A 20,204-nucleotide genomic window follows, 5' to 3' on the forward strand; every position below is an offset into this window, starting at 1 on the left:
GATCTTTCATGCAAGCATCACAAATCATTGATACCATATGGTCGCGAGGCGGGCGTCCTCCACGCCCGCCCGGTTCAGGGGGAGACGGAGCCTGTGGGCCTATCCGCGAGCACCTGTCCGGCGCTGGTACTGAACGCCGACTACCGACCACTCAGCTACTTCCCGCTGTCCCTGTGGTCGTGGCAGGACGCGATCAAGGCAGTATTCCTCGATCGCGTGAACATCCTTTCCGAATACGACTCCGTGGTGCACAGCCCGCGCCTGGAGATGCGTCTGCCCAGCGTGATCTCGCTGCGCAGCTATGTGCCGGTGAACCGTCGCCCGGCCTTTACCCGCTTCAACGTCTTCCTGCGCGACCGTTTCCGCTGCCAGTATTGCGGCCGGCGCTTCGCCACGGAAGAACTGACCTTCGACCATGTGGTCCCCCGCGCCCGCGGCGGCACCACCACCTGGCAGAACGTCGTCACCGCCTGCACGGCCTGCAACACCGCCAAGGGTGCCCGAACGCCCGAGCAGTGCGGTCTGACCCTCAGGTCGGTGCCCAAAGCCCCGGACCTGACCGAACTCCAGGAAGCCGGGCGCCACTTTCCGCCCGGCAATTTGCATCCAAGCTGGCGGGACTATCTGAACTTCGCCGGCCTGTCCGAGATCCGCTCGGACGAGGATGCGGTGGATGGGGCGCTGGCCGCCCATACCACCTTGCGCGCCATCCAGAGCGAGGCCCAGGGCCGCGCCTTCCCGCGGGACATGACCGAGGGTGAATACTGGGGGGTCCAGCTGGAAGACGACTGATCGCCCGTTGCGTTCATGCCCGCGATCCGCGAGGATCGGCACCCTGAGACGGTGTCGACAGATGTGGGGCGTCATGAGCGGGCATGAGAGCGGGGCGAATACGGGCGTGGCCGGCAGGCTGGGGTTGTCGGCGCGGGTGGCCGCCATGCCGACCAACCAGATCGCCGATATCGCCGACCTGGCCCGCGAGGATCCGTCGGTGATCCGGCTGTGGATCGGCGAAGGCGACCTGCCGACCCCGGATTTCATCCGTGTGGCCGCCGAACAGGCCATGCAGGCCGGGCAGACCCGCTACACCTACGCCCATGGCCTGCCGGCGCTGCGCCGGGCGCTCGCCGACTATCACGCCCGTCATTGGGGCGTGGCCGTCGATCCCGGGCGGTTCAGCGTTACGGCCGGCGGCGTTCAGGCGATGATGCAAGCCTTCCAGGCGATCCTGGAGCCGGGGGACGAGGTGATCGCCCCGGTGCCGACCTGGCCCAACCTGGACGCGATCGTGCGCATCAATCACGGCAAGATGGTGCCGGTGCCCTTCCGGGTGAACGATGGCTGCTTCTCGCTCGACCTCGACGATCTGGTGGCGGCGATCGGCCCGCGGACCCGGGCGATCGCGATCAACTCCCCCTCCAACCCGACCGGCTGGGTGATGCCCAGGGAGCAGATGGCCGAGCTGGTGCGCATCGCCCGCGCCCGCGGACTCTGGATCTTCTCGGACGAGGTCTACGGCCTGTTCGTCGACGGCGACCGGCCGGCACCTTCCTTCCTCGAGGTGACGGAGCCCGATGACCGTCTGCTGGTCACCAACACCTTCTCCAAGAACTGGTGCATGACCGGCTGGCGTGCCGGCTGGGTGATTTTCCCCGACGGCATGTCGCGGGTGTTCGAGAACCTGTCCCAGTACAACACCACCGGCGTCGCCACCTTCATTCAGCAGGCCGCCATCTCGGCCCTGAACGAGGGCGATCCCGGCGTCAGGGCGCTGGTCGCCCGCACCATGGCCGCCCGCGACGTGCTGCTCGATGCGCTGGCCGGCATCCCCGAGATCACGGTGGTGAAGCCCGAGGGCGGCTTCTACCTGTTCTTCGGCGTGCGCGGCATGAACGACGCCTTCTCCACCGCCGTGCGCATCCTGCGCGAAGCGGGCGTCGGGCTCGCCCCCGGCTCCGCCTTCGGCCCCGGCGGCAGCGGCTATCTGCGCCTGTGCTTCGCCATCGATCCGGCGCTCGCCGCCGAGGCGGCCCGGCGGCTCGACGCCTTCTTTGCCGGCACCCGGGAGACTTAGTCCCGGCGACAGGGTTAGCCCCGGCGACAGTCCCGGATGGCGTCGGCGATCAGCCGGGCCGCGGCCTCGGGATCGGGCTGGCCGCAGATGGCCGAGACCACCGCCAGCCCCTCGGCGCCCGACGCCAGCACCGGCGCCACATGCTCCGCCTTCAGCCCGCCGATGGCCACCGCCGGCACGGGCGACAGCGCCACCAGCCGGGCAAGGCCGTCGAAACCGGTCGGCGGCTCGTGATCCGGCTTGGTCTGGGTCGCAAAGACGGGCCCCGCCCCCACATAGTTGACCACCGCCGGATCGACCGCCCGTACCGCCGCCTCGGTCTCGACCGACAGGCCCAGGATCATCCGGGGCCCGACCCGGCGGCGGGCCTCTGCCGCGGGCATGTCGCCCTGGCCGACATGCAGCCCATGGGCACCGATCGCCACCGCGGCCTCGACATCGTCGTTCACGATCAGCGGCACGCCGGTTCCTTCCAGCACCGACATGAGCGCCCGGCCGGTCTCGACCAGCCCGGCCGTGCCGGCTGCCTTGTCGCGCAGCTGAACGATCGTGGCCCCGCCGGCAACGGCGGCGCGGGTGGTCTCCACCATCGATCGCGCCCGGCAGAGATCGGGGTCGAGAACAAGATAGAGCGAGAGATCGAAACGCTTCATGCCGGCCGGATCCTTTCCCCCGCCTCGAGCGCCGGGGCTTCGAGACCATGGAGCGCATCCAGGAAGCGCATGGCGAAGGAGCCGGGGCCATCTGCCCCCCGTTCCGCCGCCTCTCCCGCCGCCGCGAAGGTGGCGAGCGCCGCAACCGTCGCCTCGAACGGGGCGTCGGAGGCCACGGCCGTGAAGGCGCCGACCAGGCAGGTGAGCGAGCAGCCGAGCGCCGTCACCTTCGGCATCAGCGCCGAGCCGCCCGAGACCCGCGCCGCCCGCGTGCCGTCGGTCACGAAATCGACCGGGCCGGTCACCGCCACCACCGCGCCATGGGCCCGCGACAGCCGCCGGGCCGCCTCTTCCGCCTGTTCCACCGGGTCGCCGGCATCCGCCCCCTGGCCGGCACTGACCCCGCCGTCGAGCGCGATGATCTCGGACGCATTGCCGCGCACCACCGTCGGCCGCAACGCCAGCAGCTCGGCGGCCACACGCCGCCGGTAACCGGTCGCGAAATGGGCGACGGGGTCCAGCACCCAGGGTCGCCCGGCGGCCATGGCGCCCGCAATCGCCGCCTTCATGCCGCCGACCCAGCCGGGGGAAAGGGTACCGATATTGACGGTCAGTGCGCCGGCAAGGCCCGCGAACTCACCCGCCTCTTCCTCGGCATGGACCATGGCCGGAGAGGCGCCGGCGGCGAGCAGCACATTGGCCGCCACGTTCATCGCGACGTAATTGGTGATGCAATGCACCAGCGGTGCGCGCTGCCGCATGCGGTCATGGAGTTCAGCGGCACCGACGGTCCTGTGCTGGGTCATTCCGGTTCCTCCCTCTCGGGTCTTGATCGACCCGGCCCGGACCGGCAGAGAGGGAAGAGGTTCCGAAACGCCGTCTCCCCTGCACCGCATGGGTTGCAGGGGCCGGCCATCCGCACCATCCCTCCGCCAGTATGAACTGGATCAGGTTCTTCGGGTCCCTGCGCTGCCTTGCGGCCCGGCAGAATCTCAGCCCCTTGTCGGGACACCCCTGGTGAGGTCTTCAGACTGCGCGCCGCCCGGGCGCGGTGTCAACAGTGCCGATCAGACCCGCGTCGACAGCCAGATCGCAAGCCGGGAGCCTGCGCCGATCAGCGCCTTCATCGCCTTGTAGCCGGTCGCCTGTTCGGCGCCATGGGCGAGGCCGGTATCGCGATGCTCCAGCTCTTCCGCGCGAAAACGCTCGATCGTGTCGCGGAGCGGCGCTTCGTCGGGGCCAAGTGCGGCAGACTGGGCGCGGTAGTGGCGGTCGATCTCTTCCTCGACCGCAACCGTGCAGGCCATGGCCGCCCGCGGCCCCATGGCCGCGGTCACCGCCCCCAGCGCGAAACCCGCGGCATGCCAGACCGGTGACAGCAGGGTCGGGCGCGCCCGGCGGTCGACCATCATCCGGTTGAAGGTCTCCAGATGCACCCGTTCCTGATCTGCCATATGGCGGATGGTGGCGCCATGCGGACCCTTGCCCATCACCGCCAGCTGGCCGGCATAGATCCGGGCGGCACCATATTCCCCCGCCTGATCGACCCGGATCATCCGTTCGACCAGGGTGCGGGGATCGGGATCGCCGGGCAGGATACGCGCGGCGGTGGGGCGACTGTCTGTCGGGCGGGGCTCGTCGGTCATGTCAGGGCGGTCTCCGGTCGGGGATGATCCGGCGAAGGATCCTCCGGTCGGCTTGTCAGCCATGCCTGAAGATACGCCGCGCGCCGCCCGCGGCAATCCCCGCCAGCAGAACCGACAGCAGCGCATTCCACCCCGCCATGCTGATCCCCAGCAGCGACCAGACGATATCGGTGCAGGCGGCACGCGGTGCGCCGGCAATGGCGGCCCGCAGCGCGGCCAGATCCTGGGCACCGCCGCCTTGGGCCGTGCTCATCGTGCAGGCGGCGCTTGCCTCCACCCAGCCCTGCTCGACGCCCACATGGTAGAGGCCGATGCCGCCGGTCACCAGCAGCAGCACCGTGATCAGCAGCAGCCCCCAGCCCTGCACCCGCCGCGAGGGCCCGAGCGCCGTCAGCGCACCTGCCGCCACCACCACGCCCAGATGCGGCCAGCGCTGCTGCAGGCAGAGCACGCAGGGCTCCAGCCCGCCCAGGACCTGAAAACCGAGGGCGCCCGCCAGCAGGGCAAGGCTGGCGGCCCCCAGAAAGGGCAGCAGCGGATCGATCCCACGGGCACGCAGGCGTGCCGCCATCAGGTCGACGGGCTTGGTGAGCAGAGACATGGGGCGCGTTCTCTCCGGCATGTCGGACGGCGGCACGGGCAGCCGGGCGGGCCATCCTGCGGCGGGGCCTGCGACCGTTCCGTGACGTGTGTCACGGCGGCTCGACGGATGCCGCGAGTGTGGCTAGGATCGACCGGACAAGCAAGTCGCACACCGCACACACCGGACAAGGGTGCTGTGGCCCCTGCGACGCCTCGTCTCGCCAGCGGAGATCCGTGCATCATGGCCCGCAGCACCCGGACCGCCGTGTCCGCCTGTCCCGTCCCCGCCCCGGACTTCATACAGATTATCTACCTGGGGTTGATGAGACTGGTGGCGCTGCGACGATGGGCCGCTGCAACCGTCGTCGCGGGCCTGCTCTCGGCATCGGGTCAGGCCGCCGCCCAGGAAGAGGCGATGCGCTTCTTCCGCATCGGCACGGGATCGACCGGCGGGACCTATTTCCCGATCGGCGGCATCATCGCCAATGCGGTCAGCAACCCGCCCGGCTCCCGCCCCTGCGAGGATGGCGGCGCCTGCGGCATTCCGAACCTGGTCGCCGTGGCGGTCACCACCCGCGGGTCGGTCGACAATCTCAACCTGCTGAACGACGGCCAGGTCGACAGCGGCCTCTCCCAGGCCGATATCGCGGTTCTGGCCGAGGCGGGTCGCGGCGCCGAAATCGGCGCACCCTCGATGCCGGATCTGCGCGCCATCGCAAGCCTCTACCCTGAAAGCCTGCATGTGGTGGCAAGGGTTGGGGCCGGCATCACCGATCTCAAGGATCTGGTGGGCAAGCGGGTATCGCTCGACCGCACCGGCTCGGGCACCCTGGTCGATGCCCGGCTGGTGCTGGCCGCGGCGGGGATTCCGCTCGACAGGATCAAGGTCGAAAACCTCGATCCCGAGGTGGCCGTCGACCATCTGCGCGACGGCTCGCTCGACGCCATGTTCTTCATGAGCGGCTATCCCGCGGTCTCGATCGGGGCCGCGATCCGCGACGGGGTCGCGAACCTGGTGCCGCTGGCACCCGAACTGCGCGGCGCCCTGGTCGAAAAACACCCCTTCTTCGTGGAAGACGTCATCCCCCGCGATGCCTATGACCTGGCAGCCCCTGTGGGCACGGTCAGCGTGCGTGCACTCTGGGTGGTGCGCGAGGGGCTGGATGCCGAACTGGTCTATGGCCTGACAAGGGCGCTCTGGAGCACGCCCACCCGCGGCCTGCTGGATGCCGGCCATGCCAAGGGACGGCTGATCCGGCCCGAGACCGCCACGCTCGGCGTCGGCATCCCGCTTCATCCGGGGGCGGAGCGCTTCTATGCCGAATGGCGGGCGGCCCGCGACAAGGCGGCCGCCGAGGGCAAGCCGGCCGATGCCGATGCGGCCCCGGATGCCCCATCCGGCAGCCCGCCCGAAGCGGCACCGCTGGATGATCTGGGCAGCGAGCCCGCGGCCACGCCCGAGGCACCGGCGACACCGGATGCACCGATGCCGGAACCCAAGCCCGGCACCCCCGCCAGCTGAGCCGCATCATCACACGGTACCGGATGATGATCCCCCGGGCTTGACGGCGGCGCCCCGGGCGCTGACCTTGTCGATTGGCGCGATTTTCCGCATCCATCGATCGAGGAGCCCCGCACGTCCATGGCCGAGATCCCGAGCCTGTCGCGTGACCGCGACGCCGCCGCCCTGCCGCTGACCCTGGTGACCGAGCGCGATTTCGCCGCCTGGCGCGATGCTGCCGAGCCCCGGATCGCGGCCTGGCTTTCGGCGCAGGGCTTCAAGCCGCGGCCGGGTGCCCATGCGCTGCTGCCCGATGCCGAGGGCGGCATCGCCGGCGCCGTGATGGTGACCGCAGCGGAACCGGGCCCCTGGGCCATCGGCGATCTGGCGCAGAAGCTGCCCGAGGGCCGCTGGCGGCTGGATCCGGAACCGACCGATCCCCGGCTCGTCACGAACCTCGCCATGGGCTGGGCGCTGGGCGCCTATCGGTTCGACCGCTATCTGGGTCGCACCGAGGATCGCCGGGCCCCGGCCACCCTGGTGGTACCGGCCGCGGCCGATCAGGTGCGGCTGGCCGCCCTGGTCCAGGCGATTTCCCATGGCCGCGACCTGATCAACACCCCCGCCGAGGATATGGGCCCGCACGAGCTGGCGCTTGCAGCCCGGCGGATCGCCGAGAATGCCGGCGGCCGCTATGACGAGATCGTCGGCGACAATCTGGTCCAGCGGAATTTCCCGGCGATCCATGCCGTCGGCCGGGCCAGCACCCGGCCGCCGCGGCTGATCGATTTCAGCTGGGGCGACGAAAGCCATCCCAGGGTCACCCTGGTCGGCAAAGGGGTCTGCTTCGACAGTGGCGGGCTCGACATCAAGCCGGCCTCGGCCATGCGGCTGATGAAGAAGGATATGGGCGGCGCCGCCCATGTGCTGGCGCTGGCGCGGATGATCATCGACACCAACCTGCCGGTGCGGCTGAGAGTGCTGATCCCGACGGTGGACAACGTCATAGCCGGCGATGCCTTCCGCCCCGGCGACGTGCTCAAGACCCGCGCCGGCATCTCGGTCGAGGTCGGCGACACCGATGCCGAGGGACGGCTGATCCTGGCCGACGCCCTGGCCGAGGCGGCGCGTGACATGCCCGAACTGCTGATCGACGTCGCCACCCTGACCGGCGCCGCCCGGGTGGCGGTCGGCACCGAAATCGCCGCCTTCTTCGCCGAAGACGACGCACTGGCCGCGGCCCTGGAAAGTGCTGCCCGTGCCGAAGACGATCCGGTCTGGCGCCTGCCGCTGCATCGCGCCTATCGCCACATGCTCGACAGCAAGATCGCCGATATCTGCAATGTCAGCGGCGGCGGTTTCGCCGGGGCGACCACGGCCGCCCTGTTCCTCGACGCCTTTGCGGGCGAGGCGCGCAAGGGCTGGCTGCATCTGGACCTGATGGCCTGGAACACGCGCAATCGCCCGGGCCGGCCGGAAGGTGGCGAAATCATGGGCGTGCGGGCGCTCTACCGGATGATCGCCGACCGCTGGGCGCCTTCGGCCTGACATCCGGAGCGCGGGCCTGATCGGCAATCAACAACCGCAAAGCGGAATTTGCCCAATCTTCGCAAGGCGCCCTGCGTCGGTTCTGGCAGACTTTGATCTGCAAGAAGAACCAGCGCAGGGAGACGCCCCCCGATGTCACGTACAGCCCTTACCCGGCGCGGCCTCGCCGCACCGCTTGCGGCACTCGCCGCCCTGGCGGCCATCGCCGCCACGCCGGTCACCGCCGCCGAGATGCCCCGCCCGAATGCCGCCCAGGGCGACGGCGGGGTCTCGGCCTTCTACGACTGGACCGGCAGCATCCCGGATCAGGCCGGCCTGCTGCTCCGGACCGAGCCCCTGCCCGCAAAGCTGGGCCTGCCCGGGGCCGGGCAGCAGATGCGCATCCTCTACACCTCGACCGACGGCGTTTCGGGTGACGGACCCGTGGTGGTCTCAGGTGCGCTGTTCGTGCCCAAGGGCCGGCCGCCGGCCGGCGGCTGGCCGCTGCTCGCCTGGGCGCATGGCACGGTCGGCGTGGCCGATGCCTGCGCGCCCTCGTGGACCGGGCGGTCCAAGCGCGATGTCGACTATCTGGGCCGCTGGCTGCGCGAAGGCTTCGCGATCGTCGCCACCGATTATCAGGGCCTGGGCGTCGCCGGCCCGCACCCCTATCTCGCCACCCGGCCCGAAGCCTACAGCACGCTCGATTCGGTCCGCGCCGTGCAGTCGGGCCAGAAAGAGCTGGGGGTCGCCCTTGCCGACCGGGTGGTGCTGATCGGCCAGTCCCAGGGCGGCGGCGCCGCCTTTGCGACCGCCGCCTTCGCGCCGGACTATGCCCCCGATATCGACATCCGCGGCACGGTCTCGACCGGCATTCCCTATCTGACACCGCAGCTGATGACCGCGGTCGCCAAGGCCAATCCCGACAAGGTCGACCCGACCATCGCCTATCTGCTCTATATCGGCCTGCTGGCCGAACAGGCCCCGACCAAAGCCGATGTCAGCCAGATGTTCACGCCCAAGGCGATGCCGGTGCTGAACCAGGCCCGCACCGGCTGCGTGATGCCGATCTTCAAGGCGGTCACCGATGCCGGCCTCACCCGCGGCAACGCCATGACCCCCAAGGCCATCGAGGTGATCACCGGCCTTGCGCCGTCGCTCGCCTATCCGACCGTCAAGCTGGCCCATCCGCTGTTCGTCGGCACCGGTGCCGAAGATCATGACGTGCCGCCGGCGATGCAGAAGGCGGTGGTCGATGCCGCCTGCGCCGCGGGCACCGTGGTCCAGGCCCATGTCTATCCGGGGCTCGACCATTCGGGGGCCGTCAACGGCTCGCTCAAGGACAGCGTGCCCTTCGTGCGCCAGGTGATGGCGGGCAAGCCGGTCAGCTCGACCTGCGGCGCATCCTGAGCGGGGCTTCCGCCACCTCCTCCCGCGGCTCTGTCGCCGCCCGTGCCGCCGCATCCGCGGTGGCACGGTCCGGGTGGATCTCGGCATGCTCGGCCTCGAGCAGGGCCCGCTTCACCCGCTCTCCCCAGCGATAGCCGGCGAAGCCGCCCTGTTCGGGCAGCACCCGATGGCAGGGGACCAGCAGAGAGATCTTATTGGTGGCGCAGGCCCGCCCCACCGCCCGTGCCGCCCCGGGATTGCCCAGCGCCCGGGCGAGCGCCCCATAGGTGGTGACGGTGCCGGCCGGCAGCCGGCGCAACGCCTCCCAGACCCTGAGGGTAAAGGCGCCCGCCCGCAGATCCAGCGGCAGGCCGTGATCATCCAGCCGGGCGGCATCGCGGGTCAGCCCGTCCAGCACCACTTGGGCGGCGCGGCCGATCAGCGGATGGTCGGCTGCGGCCTCCACCCGGAGGGCCGCGGGAAAATCGACCGCAAGCCCCCTGAGCAGGGCCGCATCGTCGGGATCGATCGCGATCATCGCGATCCCGCGTTCGGTCGCAGCAATCAGCAGCCGGCCATGCGGGCAGTCGAAGATCCGCCACGACACCACCTCGCCGGCGCCGCCGGCCGCAAAGCGCCCGGGCGCCATGCCCAGCCCCGCCGCCCCGCCGTCATAGACCCGGGCGGGGCCGCCGAAGCCGGCGGTATAGACCGCCTCGGTGACGCTTTCCCCCGCCTTCAGGGCCGCGCGGAACCGGCGGCGCTTCAGCCCGCGCAGCATCTCGGCCGGCGCCACCCCCAGCACCCGGCCGAAGGCACGCGCCAGCCGCCGGGTCTCTACCCCCAGCAGGCTGGCGAGTTCCGTCGCCCCCGGCACCTCTTCGCGCCGGTCGATGGCACCCATCGCCGACAGGACCAGCTTCTGTTCAGGCCCCAGCGCCTGCGCCTCTGGCGCACAGCGCTTGCAGGCGCGGAAACCGGCCGCCTCGGCGGCATGGGCGTCGGGATAGAAGCGGACATTCTCGCGATTGGGCAGCCGGGCCGGGCAACCCGGCCGGCAGTAGATGCCGGTGGTGATCACGCCCAGCCGGAAGGCATCGGCAAAGCGGCGGTCCCGGTCGGCGACGATGCGCCAGAGCCGGTCGTCGCCGACCTGATCGCCGGCAAGCGCCAGCACGTCGGCCGGCGCCGCAAGGTCGACGGGTCCAGAGCGTTCGATGGGATCAGAGGCCATGGGTCGGGTTTCCTCCCGGCAGATCAAGGGGATCGATTGCCCCCATCCTGCACCCATGGCCCCCGCCGCACCATCCGCGACCGGACAGGGATTTCCCAAGCCCGATCGCGCTCAGGACAGGCCGTCGGGGAAAGCCGCACGGATCAGCGCCCGGGTATAGTCGGTCTCGGGCGCGGCCATCACCGAGGCCGCCTCGCCCTGCTCCATCACCCGGCCCTGGCGCAGCACGATCAGCTTGTGGGCCAGCGCCCGCACCACCGCCAGGTCATGGGAAATCAGCACATAGGCCAGTTGCCGCCGCCGTTGCAGCCCGCGCAGCAGCTCGACGATCTGCGCCTGGATCGAGACGTCGAGCGCCGAGGTCGGCTCGTCGAGCACGATCAGCTCGGGCTCCAGGATCAGCGCCCGGGCAATGGCGATGCGCTGGCGCTGCCCGCCCGAGAATTCATGCGGGAAGCGATCCTGCATCGCCGCATCCAGTCCCACTTCGGCCAGTGCCGCACCGATCCGGTCCCGACGCGCCGCCCGGTCGGCGATGGGTGCATGCACATCCAGCCCTTCGGCCACGATATCGCCCACGGTCATGCGAGGGCTCAGCGCGCCGAACGGGTCCTGGAACACGATCTGGAAGCGGTTGCGCAACGGCCGGAGGCGCTTCTGATCCAGCCTGGCGAGGTCGGTGCCGGCAAAATCGACCACCCCTTCGGCGGTGGTCAGCCGGACGAGAGCGGCGGCGACGGAACTCTTGCCCGAGCCGCTCTCCCCCACCAGCCCCAGGGTCTCGCCGGGGCGAAGGGTGAAATTCACCCCCGCCGCCGCCTCGACATGAGACACCACCCGGCGCAGCAGCCCGCCCTTCACCGGATAGCGCACCGCCAGATCCCGCACGGACAGCAGCGGAGCCGCCCCGGCCGGGACCGGATCGGGCAGACCGCGCGGGCGCGAGGCGATCAGCATGCGGGTATAGTCGTTGCGCGGCGCGCGAAAGATCTCCTCGGCGGTGCCCGCCTCCATCATCTCGCCGCGGCGCATCACCACCACCCGGTCGGCGGTGCGGCGGACGATGGCGAGGTCATGGGTGATCAGGATCAGCGCCATGCCGCGCTCGCGCCGGATGCGGGCGAGCAGGCCCAGAATCTCTTCCTGGACGGTGACGTCCAGCGCCGTGGTCGGCTCGTCCGCGATCAGGATCTCGGGCTCGTTCGCCAAGGCCATGGCGATCATCGCCCGCTGGCGCTGGCCGCCCGACAGCTCGTGCGGGAAGGACCGCCGGATGCGGGCGGTGGAGCCTTCGGCGTCGACCAGCGCCACCTCGCGCAGCAGCGCATCGATCCGCGCCGCGGCCGCAGCCCCCTCGAGGCCGCGATGCAGGGCAAGCGTCTCGGCGATCTGCCGCTCCACCCGGTGCAGCGGATTGAGCGCGGTCATCGGTTCCTGAAAGATCATCGCGATGCGGTTGCCGCGCACCTGGCGCAGGGACCGCTCGGATGCGCCGACGAGTTCCGCCTCGCCCAGACGGGCGCTGCCGCCGACGGCGACATCGGCGCTGCGCGGCAGCAGCCCCAGAATGCCCAGCGCCGTCACCGACTTGCCGGAGCCGCTTTCGCCCACGATCGCCAGCGTCTCGCCGGCCCCCACCGTGAACGACACCCCCGCCACCGCCCTGGTCTCGCCGGTCTCGTGCCGGAAGGTGACCGACAGATCGCGGACGGACAGGACGGGAGGATTTGCCTGACGGGCGCCGCTCACGAGAACACCTTGCGCGGATCGAAGGCGTCGCGGATCGCTTCGCCGATGAAGATCAGCAGCGACAGCATCACCGCCAGCGTCACGAAGCCCGAAATGCCGAGCCAGGGGGCCTGAAGATTGTTCTTGCCCTGATTGAGCAGCTCACCCAGCGAGGGGGAGCCCGCCGGCAGACCCAGCCCCAGGAAGTCGAGCGAGGTCAGCGCGGTGATCCCGCCCGACAGGATGAAGGGCAGGAAGGTGAGGGTCGAGACCATGGCATTGGGCAGGATATGGCGGCGCATGATGCCGATATCCCCCACCCCCATGGCCCGGGCGGCGCGGACATAGTCGAAATTGCGGGTGCGCAGGAATTCGGCCCGCACCAGCCCGACCAGCCCCGTCCACGAGAACAGGGTGAGCAGCCCCAGCAGCAGCCAGACCGTCGGCTCGAACAGGGCCGAGAGGATCAGCAGCACATAAAGCTGCGGCAGCCCCGCCCAGATCTCGATCAGCCGCTGGAAGATCAGGTCGGTGACGCCACCGAAATAGCCCTGGATTGCGCCCGCGATCACCCCGATCACCGAGCTTGCGATGGTGAGCCCCAGCCCGAAGAGCACCGAGAGCCTGAAGCCGTAGATCAGCCGGGCCAGCACGTCACGCCCCTGATCATCGGTCCCCAGCCAGTTCTCGGCCGAGGGGGGCGCCGGCGCCGGCCGGTCGAGGTTGAAGTTGATCGTGTCGTAGGAGAAGCGGATCGGCGGCCAGATCGCCCAGCCTTCGGCGTCGATCGTCTCCTGCGTGATCTGGTCGCGATAATTGGCCGGGGTCGGCAGGAAGCCGCCGAATTCGGTGTCGGGATAGTCGAACAGCACCGGGGCATAGAGATGCCCCTGATACGAGACCAGGATGGGCCGGTCATTGGCGACGAATTCGGCACCGAGCGAGATCAGGAACAGGACCAGGAAGATCCAGAACGACCAGAAGCCCCGGCGATTGCGGCGGAAATTGCGCAGCCGTCGGCGGTTCAGCGGCCCGAGCGGTCGAAAGCCGAGGCGTGCAGCGATGCCCATGGCTCAGCCTCCCCTGGCTTCGAAATCGATCCGCGGATCGATCGCCACATACATCAGGTCGCCGATCAGGTTCAGCAGCAGCCCGATCAGGGTGAAGATGAACAGCGAGGCGAAGACCACCGGATAGTCGCGGTTGAGCACCGCCTCGTAGGACAGCAGCCCCAGCCCGTCGAGCGAGAAGATCACCTCGATCAGCAGCGAGCCGGTGAACAGCAGCCCGACGATGGTGGCGGGCAGGCCGGCGACCACGATCAGCATGGCGTTGCGGAAGACATGGCCATAGAGCACGCGGTTCTCGCTCAACCCCTTGGCCCGGGCGGTGATCACGTATTGTTTGCCGATCTCGTCCAGGAAGGAATTCTTGGTGAGCAGGGTCAGCGTGGCGAAGCCGCCGATCACCAGCGAGGCCACCGGCAGCGCCAGATGCCAGAAATAGTCGAGGATCTGCTGCCACCAGGGCAATTCGGCCCAGTTGTCCGAGACGAGCCCGCGCAGCGGAAACCACGACACCACCGAGCCGCCGGCGAAGATCACCACCAGCAGGATGGCGAACAGAAAGCCCGGCACGGCATAACCCACGATCACCAGACCGCTGGTCCAGACATCGAAGGGCGTGCCGTCGCGCACCGCCTTGGCGATGCCGAGCGGAATGGAGACCAGATAGATGATCAGCGTGCTCCACAGCCCGAGCGAGGCCGAGACCGGCAGCTTGTCGAGGATCAGGTCCACCACCGGTGCGTTGCGGAAGAAGCTGTCGCCGAAATCGAAGGCCAGATAGCTGCCCATCATGTCGAGGAAGCGTTCGACCGGCGGCTTGTCGAAGCCGTAAAGGGTGCGGATTTCCTCGACCAGCCCGTCCGGCAGGCCGCGGGCGCCGCGATAATCGCTGCCCGACATGGAGGGGGCGGCGACCTCTCGGCCCCCTCCGGAAAACCCCGAGGTGGCGTCGGCCTGGGCCCCGCTCAGCGTCGCCAGCATCTGTTCGACCGGTCCGCCGGGGGCGAACTGGACGACGGCGAAGTTGATCACCATGATGCCGAACAATGTGAGCGGAATAAGGGCCAGGCGGCGCAGGACGTAAGCGAACATCCGGAACCGGGCCCCCTGTCAGCGCAGGCCGTAGCGGGCGGCGAGCGCGTCGTCGACCCACCAGGTGTAAAGATCGATGCCGTAATCGGGCAGCACCGGCGGGCGACCGAACTTATTCCAGTGGACGATCCGGAAGGCCGGGAGGTGAAATTGCGGGATGACGTAGTCGCCCCAGAGCAGCACCCGGTCCAGCGCTTTCACGGCCGTCACCAGGCTCTGCCGGTCCTCGGCATCGATCACCTTCTGGATCAGCGCATCGACCACGGGGTTCCTGATCCCGGCATAATTGCGGCTGCCGGGCCGGTCGGCAGCTTCGCTGCCCCAGAATTCGCGCTGCTCGTTGCCGGGCGATTGAGACTGCGGCCAGATTTCGGTGATGATGTCGAAATCGAAGGTCTGCAGCCGGTTCTCGTACTGCGCCGCATCCACCTGACGAACCGTCGCCTCGATGCCCAACCGGCCCAGACTGCGGGTGATCGGCATCACGATGCGTTCCTCGGCGGCATCCTGGATCAGGAATTCCATCCGCACCGGGGCATCGGCATCGGGGGCGAACAGCTTGCCGTTCTTCACCTCGTAGCCGGCCTTGGCCAGGATGTCGTAGGCGGTCTTCAGCCCCGCGCGATTGGCGCCGCTGCCATCGGTCTTGGGCACGGTATAGGGCCTGGTGAACAGATCCGCCGGCAGCTGGTCGCGATAGGGCTCCAGCAGCGCCAGTTCCGCCCCCTCGGGAATGCCCGAGGATGCCATGTTCGAGTTCTCGAAATAGCTGTCGGTGCGGGTATAGGCGCCGTAGAACAGGGTCTTGTTCGACCATTCGAAATCGAACACATACTGCATCGCCCGGCGCATCGCCGGGTCCTGGAAGACCGGACGGCGGGTGTTCATCACCAGCCCCTGCATGCCGGTCGACAGCCGGTGCGGGATGGTGTCGAGCTTCAGCTTGCCGCTTTCGACCTCGGGCATGTTGTAGGCGGTGGCCCAGCGCCGGGCGCTGTTCTCGACCCGAAGATCGTACTGGCCGGCCTTGAACGCCTCTACCGAGACCTCGTCGTCGCGGTAATAGTCGGTGACGATGCGGTCGAAATTGTACCGGCCGACATTCACCGGCAGATCCCTGGCCCAATAGTCCTTCACCCGCTCCATCACCAGCGTGCGGCCGGGCTCGGCGCGGGCCACCCTGTAGGGCCCGCTGCCGGGGATCGGCTCCAGCGTGCCCGCCCCCAGATCATGGGCATCGAGCCAGGCCTTGGGCAGCACCGGCAGCTGACCCAGGATCAGCGCCAGTTCACGGTTCTTCGTGTTGGCGAAGCGGAAGCGGACGGTGCGGTCGTCCAGCACGTCGACGCCCGCCACCTCGGCATAATAGATCCGATAGGTCGGGTGGCCCTTCTCGCGCAGCTGATCGAAGGTCGCCGCCACATCGGCGGCGGTGATCGGCGTCCCGTCGTGGAAACGCGCCTCGGGACGGATGGTGAAGGTCACCGAGGAATTGTCCGGCGCCTTGTCGATGGTCCTGGCGATCAGCCCGTATTCCGAGAAGGGTTCGTCCAGGCTCTGCACCGTCAGTGTGTCGAAGGCAAGGCTGACCGGTGCGGAGATGCCCCGCAGCGCAAACGGGTTGAGACTGTCGAAAGTGCCCCGGGCGGCGCTTCTCAGCGTGCCGCCCTTGGGTGCTTCGGGATAGGCATAGGCGAAGTGATCGAAATCGGCGGGATATTTCAGATCCCCATACATCGATATGCCATGCGACAGCTCCGCCAGAGCCTGGCCCGAAAGAACCGGCGTGAAGGCGGCGATGCTTCCGGCCAAGAGGCCGCCCAGCATCAGTACCACCCGGGCGGGGCGACGCCATCCGCGTCCCCGCATCCGTTGTTCGGCCATCACCTGTCGTCATCCCTCCGGTCGGTGACGCTATCCCTCCATCCGCGATGATAGGGCAAGTTCAGGCCAAGGCCAGCATTTCCAGTGCAATCCGATGCGCGCGCGGGTCGCCGGCGGCCAGCACGCGACCATCGCCCTCCAGCCCCAGCTTCTGCCCCGACCAGTCGGTCACCACCCCGCCCGCGCCCTCGATCACCGGCACAAGTGCGCACCAGTCGTATGGTTTCAGATCCACTTCCGCAACGAGATCGATCAGCCCGAGGGCGAGCAGGCCGTAATTGTAGCAATCCCCCCCCCAGAGCACGTCGGTGACCCGCCCGGCCAGGCGGTCGAACCGGGCTCGGTCGTCGGGTCCGAACATGGCGGGAGAGGTGGCGGCAAGCCGGGCCAGCGCCGGATCCGCGCAGGCGCGGGTGCGGATCGGCCGGCCGTCGAAACAGCTCTGTCCGCCGGTAATCCCCCACCAGCGCTCCCCCGTGCCGCCGGCATCGATCACCCCCAGCACGGGGTGACCGCGAAAGCACAGCCCGACCAGCGAGCCGAAGGTGGGGCGGCCGGTGATGAACGAGCGGGTGCCGTCGATCGGGTCCAGCACCCATTGCCAGTCCGCCGCCTCGCGCACCCGGCCATGCTCCTCACCGAAGATGCCGTGCGCGGGCAGCTCCGCCTCGAGAATGCGGCGCATGGCGGCCTCCGCCTCGCGATCGGCCAAGGTCACCGGGCTCTGATCGGGCTTCACGTCGACCGGCACGGCGGTGCGGAAATAGCGCCGGGCCTCTGCCCGGGCGGCATCGGCCAGCCGGAAGGCGACGGGCAGGAAAGCGGCGGCGTCTTCGGCAAGACGGGTCGGGGTCATGTGGCGCACAGGGCTCCGAGAGGATGGCCCCGGTAGACGGGGGCCGGAACGACGACGCCCGCCGGGTCCGCATGGGACCGGCGGGCGTCGCGAAAGATGACCGGGCCGGGCAGGGGATGCAACCCGGCGACGGCATCGCCGGAAATCCGCCGCCTGGTCTGACCTCAGCCGGCGTTCTGCTGGGCGGCGGGCTGCTCGCCGGCCGGCTGTTCGGCAGCGGGCTGCTCGCCACCTTCGGCCGTACCCTCGGCGGGCGCCGCCGGGATCTCCTTGGGGGCATCCGACTGGCTGTTGAGATAGGCGATGACCGCGGCGCGATCCTCGACCTTCGACAGGCCGGCGAAGGACATCTTGGTGCCCGGCGCAAACGAGGCCGGCTTGGTCAGGAAGTGGTCGAGCTTCTCGAAGGTCCACTCGCCGCCGATGCCCTTCAGGGCGTCGGAATAGGCGAAGCCGTCGGCCGAGGCCACCGGGCGGCCGACCACGCTCCACAGCTCGGGGCCGACCTTGTTCGGGCCACCCTTCGAGTCGTCGTGGCAGGCGGTGCAGCGGGCGAAGACCTTGGCACCGGCCTTGGGATCGGCACTGGCCAGCGCCACCTCGAACGGCACTTCCTTCGGCGCCTCGGCGGCGGCGTCGGTGGCGACGCCTTCGATCGCGTAGGCGTTCTTCTCCAGGTGTTCAGGCTCGTACACCATGTCGGAGATGACACCCACGACCATGGCGAACAATGCCGCCGTCAGGAACGCGGCCATCAGCTTGTTGAATTCGAAGCCTGACATGCCCAATCCTCTTCCACACGACGCCCGACGGCCCTTGACATGCATTCCGGACAGCAGGGCACGGGTCGACACGGATCCGGCCGTGCCGCAGGTTCTTGATGAGCGCCGCACTCTCCGGAGCGGTCCCGGCGGAGCCCGCGGCCGACGGATGACATGCCCGTCGATCTGCGGATCCGGCCCGTCCCAGCGGAGGGAATTCCGTCAGGCGGCAGCCGCACTTGCGGGAGCGTCCGGACACCTTCGGGAAGCGTTACGGCACGGGTTTATGGGTCACACCGCAGATGCGGTCATGACGGGCGAAGATTAGCCACTTCCCCCGCTTCTGTCCAATCCCTATAAGGGTTCCAGGGGCTCCGGTTCCATACGAGAGGTCGAGCCTGCGTCACATGGTCGCAACCTCCGGTCCGGAATATGGACGCCCGATTGTTCCATCGCCGAGGCAGAGAATGAACCCCCTGGTCGTGATCCCCACCCGTCTGGCTGCCACCCGCCTGCCGCGCAAGCCGCTGGCGGACATCAACGGCCGGCCGATGATCCTGCATTGCCTCGACCATGCCCTTGCCGCCGGCGTCGGCCCGGTGGTGGTGGCGGCGGGCGATCAGGAGATCGTGGACGTGGTGGAAGCGGCCGGCGGCACGGCGGTGCTGACCGATCCGGCCCTGCCGTCGGGGTCCGACCGCGTCCAGGCGGCGGCCGAGATCTTCGATCCCGACCGGCGCCATGACGTGATCATCAACTTCCAGGGCGACATGCCCGCGCTGGACCCGGCCCTGCCGCGTGCGGCGCTGGAAGCGCTGGGCGATCAGGCCGATATCGCGACGCTCGTGGTCGAGACTTCGGATCCGGCGGTCCGCGCCAACCCCAATGCCGCCAAGGCGGTGCTGTCGATGGCGCCGGGCAGCCGGATCGGCCGGGCGCTCTATTTCACCCGCGCCAACGCCCCCTGGGGGGACGGGCCGGTTCACCATCATATCGGCTTCTATGCCTTCCGGCGCGGCGCGCTCGACCGCTTCGTCTCGCTGCCGCCCAGCCCGCTGGAGCTGCGCGAGCGGCTGGAGCAGCTGCGCGCCCTTGAAGCGGGGCTGCGCATCGACGCCGCCATCGTCGACACCGTGCCCTTCGAGGTGAACGCGCCCGAGGATCTGGAAGTGGCCCGCCGGCTGCTGAAGCCCGCCGGCTGACCTGGGGCATCGACGGCGCCCGGCATCGACGGCGTCCGCGACATGCGGGGGCGATGGACAGATGCAGCGGGCGGGCGCAAGATGCCGGCCCCTGCCATTCCAGCCGGAACCCATCGATGCCCGCCGCCCAGGACATGCCCGTCACGCCAGCCCGCTCCATCGCTTTCCAGGGCCAGCCCGGTGCCTATTCCCACATGGCGTGCCTGGAGATGTTTCCCGAGCTGGTCCCCCTGCCCTGCCCGACCTTCGCCGATGCGATCGAGGCGGTGCGCGAGGGCAAGGCCGACCGGGCGATGATCCCGATCGACAACACCCTGGCCGGCCGGGTCGCGGATGTGCACCGGCTGCTGCCGACCTCAGGCCTCCATCTGACCGGCGAACATTTCATGCGGGTCAGCCACTGCCTGCTGGGCGCCCCCGGCGCGCGTCTGGATCAGGTAAAGACGGCACTCAGCCACGTCCACGCCCTTGGCCAGTGCCACCGCTTCATGGAAGCGCACGGCATCCGGCCGGTGATCCATTCCGACACCGCCAGTGCCGCCGCCCGGGTGGCGGAGCTGCGTGACCCGGCGGTCGCCGCCATCGCCTCGCGGCTGTCGGCCGACATCTACGGCCTGGACGTGCTGGCCGAGGCGATCGAGGATGCCGAGCACAACACCACCCGCTTCGTGGTGATGATGCGCGAACCGGTGATCCCGGCGCCGGATAACGGGCTGGTGGTGACCAGTTTCCTGTTCCAGGTGCGCAATGTGCCGGCGGCGCTCTACAAGGCGCTGGGCGGCTTCGCCACCAACGGCGTCAACATGACCAAGCTCGAGAATTATCTGATCGACGGCGCCTTCACGCCGGCGGTGTTCTATGCCGAGATCGAGGGCCACCCGGAAGACCGGGCCGTGGCGCTGGCGATGGAGGAGCTGGGCTTCTTCTCGACCGATGTCCGCATCCTGGGCGTCTATCCGGCAAGCCCGCGCCGGCAGCAGGATCCGGACGCCACCGCCCGCTGACCGG

17 protein-coding genes, 1 pseudogene and 1 riboswitch are annotated in these 20,204 nt (G+C 69.3%); of the genes and pseudogenes, 7 read left to right on the plus strand and 11 right to left on the minus strand.

Annotated elements, in window-relative coordinates; all coding sequences use genetic code 11:
* Positions 1–93: 93 nt before the first annotated feature.
* Positions 94–627 (plus strand): annotated as a pseudogene (locus tag WI697_RS00380) (HNH endonuclease); the annotation flags it as partial.
* Between the two features lie 238 nt (positions 628–865).
* Positions 866–2,074, plus strand: coding sequence for a pyridoxal phosphate-dependent aminotransferase (locus WI697_RS00385; RefSeq protein WP_345957029.1), 1,209 nt, complete (start codon positions 866–868; stop codon positions 2,072–2,074).
* 14 nt (positions 2,075–2,088) lie between these two features.
* On the opposite strand, the gene thiE is transcribed toward WI697_RS00385, so the two are convergent.
* From thiE to WI697_RS00405, 4 genes are all read right to left on the minus strand, one after another.
* A complete protein-coding gene (gene thiE, locus WI697_RS00390; protein WP_062761531.1) occupies positions 2,089–2,727 on the minus strand; it encodes a thiamine phosphate synthase in 639 nt (212 codons plus the stop codon).
* Positions 2,724–3,533, minus strand: coding sequence for a hydroxyethylthiazole kinase (gene thiM / locus WI697_RS00395; protein WP_062761532.1), 810 nt, complete (start codon positions 3,531–3,533; stop codon positions 2,724–2,726). Before thiM ends, thiE begins: the two co-directional genes overlap by 4 nt.
* A 100-nt stretch (positions 3,534–3,633) precedes the next feature.
* Positions 3,634–3,753: riboswitch (TPP riboswitch) on the minus strand.
* A gap of 41 nt (positions 3,754–3,794) precedes the next feature.
* On the minus strand, positions 3,795–4,373 hold the full coding sequence (locus WI697_RS00400) for a demethoxyubiquinone hydroxylase family protein (protein ID WP_062761533.1): 579 nt from the start codon (positions 4,371–4,373) through the stop codon (positions 3,795–3,797).
* Positions 4,374–4,428: 55 nt separating this feature from the next.
* Positions 4,429–4,974: a disulfide bond formation protein B gene (locus tag WI697_RS00405; protein WP_062761534.1), complete on the minus strand. Its 546-nt coding sequence runs from the start codon at positions 4,972–4,974 to the stop codon at positions 4,429–4,431.
* Positions 4,975–5,286: 312 nt separating this feature from the next.
* Between WI697_RS00405 and WI697_RS00410 the strand changes: the two genes are divergently transcribed.
* The 3 genes from WI697_RS00410 to WI697_RS00420 all read left to right on the plus strand — a co-directional run bounded on the left by WI697_RS00410 (position 5,287) and on the right by WI697_RS00420 (position 9,393).
* Positions 5,287–6,477 (plus strand): TAXI family TRAP transporter solute-binding subunit, encoded by a 1,191-nt coding sequence (locus WI697_RS00410; RefSeq protein WP_197465023.1) that lies wholly within the window; start codon positions 5,287–5,289, stop codon positions 6,475–6,477.
* Between the two features lie 120 nt (positions 6,478–6,597).
* A complete protein-coding gene (locus WI697_RS00415) occupies positions 6,598–8,004 on the plus strand; it encodes a leucyl aminopeptidase family protein (RefSeq protein ID WP_062761535.1) in 1,407 nt (468 codons plus the stop codon).
* A gap of 132 nt (positions 8,005–8,136) precedes the next feature.
* Positions 8,137–9,393, plus strand: a complete 1,257-nt coding sequence (locus WI697_RS00420; RefSeq protein WP_062761536.1) for a lipase family protein — start codon at positions 8,137–8,139, stop codon at positions 9,391–9,393.
* On the opposite strand, the gene WI697_RS00425 is transcribed toward WI697_RS00420, so the two are convergent.
* The 7 genes from WI697_RS00425 to WI697_RS00455 form a co-directional block, all read right to left on the minus strand.
* A complete protein-coding gene (locus WI697_RS00425) occupies positions 9,368–10,606 on the minus strand; it encodes a bifunctional transcriptional activator/DNA repair enzyme AdaA (RefSeq protein WP_345957030.1) in 1,239 nt (412 codons plus the stop codon). The two genes, WI697_RS00420 and WI697_RS00425, sit on opposite strands and share 26 nt — an antisense overlap.
* Positions 10,607–10,717: 111 nt before the next feature.
* Entirely contained in the window at positions 10,718–12,355 is a 1,638-nt protein-coding gene (locus tag WI697_RS00430) for an ABC transporter ATP-binding protein (protein WP_345957031.1), read from the minus strand.
* Positions 12,352–13,404 (minus strand): ABC transporter permease, encoded by a 1,053-nt coding sequence (locus tag WI697_RS00435; protein WP_345957032.1) that lies wholly within the window; start codon positions 13,402–13,404, stop codon positions 12,352–12,354. Before WI697_RS00435 ends, WI697_RS00430 begins: the two co-directional genes overlap by 4 nt.
* A 3-nt stretch (positions 13,405–13,407) precedes the next feature.
* Entirely contained in the window at positions 13,408–14,493 is a 1,086-nt protein-coding gene (locus WI697_RS00440) for a microcin C ABC transporter permease YejB (protein ID WP_062769887.1), read from the minus strand.
* 18 nt (positions 14,494–14,511) lie between these two features.
* The gene (locus WI697_RS00445) at positions 14,512–16,362 is read right to left on the minus strand and encodes an extracellular solute-binding protein (RefSeq protein WP_345957033.1); all 1,851 of its coding nucleotides are present in this window, start codon (positions 16,360–16,362) and stop codon (positions 14,512–14,514) included.
* A 76-nt stretch (positions 16,363–16,438) separates the two neighbouring features.
* Complete coding sequence (locus WI697_RS00450; protein ID WP_062769890.1) at positions 16,439–17,233, minus strand: inositol monophosphatase family protein; 795 nt, start codon at positions 17,231–17,233, stop codon at positions 16,439–16,441.
* A 164-nt stretch (positions 17,234–17,397) separates the two neighbouring features.
* Positions 17,398–18,015, minus strand: coding sequence for a c-type cytochrome (locus WI697_RS00455; RefSeq protein ID WP_345957034.1), 618 nt, complete (start codon positions 18,013–18,015; stop codon positions 17,398–17,400).
* Between the two features lie 446 nt (positions 18,016–18,461).
* Between WI697_RS00455 and WI697_RS00460 the strand changes: the two genes are divergently transcribed.
* Complete coding sequence (locus WI697_RS00460) at positions 18,462–19,196, plus strand: 3-deoxy-manno-octulosonate cytidylyltransferase (protein ID WP_062769893.1); 735 nt, start codon at positions 18,462–18,464, stop codon at positions 19,194–19,196.
* A 116-nt stretch (positions 19,197–19,312) separates the two neighbouring features.
* Entirely contained in the window at positions 19,313–20,200 is an 888-nt protein-coding gene (locus WI697_RS00465; protein WP_082828881.1) for a prephenate dehydratase, read from the plus strand.
* Positions 20,201–20,204: the final 4 nt, after the last annotated feature.

The organism is Tistrella mobilis, from assembly GCF_039634785.1.
GTDB lineage: Bacteria > Pseudomonadota > Alphaproteobacteria > Tistrellales > Tistrellaceae > Tistrella > Tistrella mobilis.

Coding starts and splice junctions, on each gene's coding strand:
- WI697_RS00385 (WP_345957029.1), top strand. CDS start 866: ATGAGCGGGCATGAGAGCGGGGCGAATACGGGCGTGGCCGGCAGGCTG.
- thiE (WP_062761531.1), bottom strand. CDS start 2,727: ATGAAGCGTTTCGATCTCTCGCTCTATCTTGTTCTCGACCCCGATCTC.
- thiM (WP_062761532.1), bottom strand. CDS start 3,533: ATGACCCAGCACAGGACCGTCGGTGCCGCTGAACTCCATGACCGCATG.
- WI697_RS00400 (WP_062761533.1), bottom strand. CDS start 4,373: ATGACCGACGAGCCCCGCCCGACAGACAGTCGCCCCACCGCCGCGCGT.
- WI697_RS00405 (WP_062761534.1), bottom strand. CDS start 4,974: ATGTCTCTGCTCACCAAGCCCGTCGACCTGATGGCGGCACGCCTGCGT.
- WI697_RS00415 (WP_062761535.1), top strand. CDS start 6,598: ATGGCCGAGATCCCGAGCCTGTCGCGTGACCGCGACGCCGCCGCCCTG.
- WI697_RS00420 (WP_062761536.1), top strand. CDS start 8,137: ATGTCACGTACAGCCCTTACCCGGCGCGGCCTCGCCGCACCGCTTGCG.
- WI697_RS00425 (WP_345957030.1), bottom strand. CDS start 10,606: ATGGCCTCTGATCCCATCGAACGCTCTGGACCCGTCGACCTTGCGGCG.
- WI697_RS00435 (WP_345957032.1), bottom strand. CDS start 13,404: ATGGGCATCGCTGCACGCCTCGGCTTTCGACCGCTCGGGCCGCTGAAC.
- WI697_RS00440 (WP_062769887.1), bottom strand. CDS start 14,493: ATGTTCGCTTACGTCCTGCGCCGCCTGGCCCTTATTCCGCTCACATTG.
- WI697_RS00445 (WP_345957033.1), bottom strand. CDS start 16,362: ATGCGGGGACGCGGATGGCGTCGCCCCGCCCGGGTGGTACTGATGCTG.
- WI697_RS00450 (WP_062769890.1), bottom strand. CDS start 17,233: ATGACCCCGACCCGTCTTGCCGAAGACGCCGCCGCTTTCCTGCCCGTC.
- WI697_RS00455 (WP_345957034.1), bottom strand. CDS start 18,015: ATGTCAGGCTTCGAATTCAACAAGCTGATGGCCGCGTTCCTGACGGCG.
- WI697_RS00460 (WP_062769893.1), top strand. CDS start 18,462: ATGAACCCCCTGGTCGTGATCCCCACCCGTCTGGCTGCCACCCGCCTG.
- WI697_RS00465 (WP_082828881.1), top strand. CDS start 19,313: ATGCCCGCCGCCCAGGACATGCCCGTCACGCCAGCCCGCTCCATCGCT.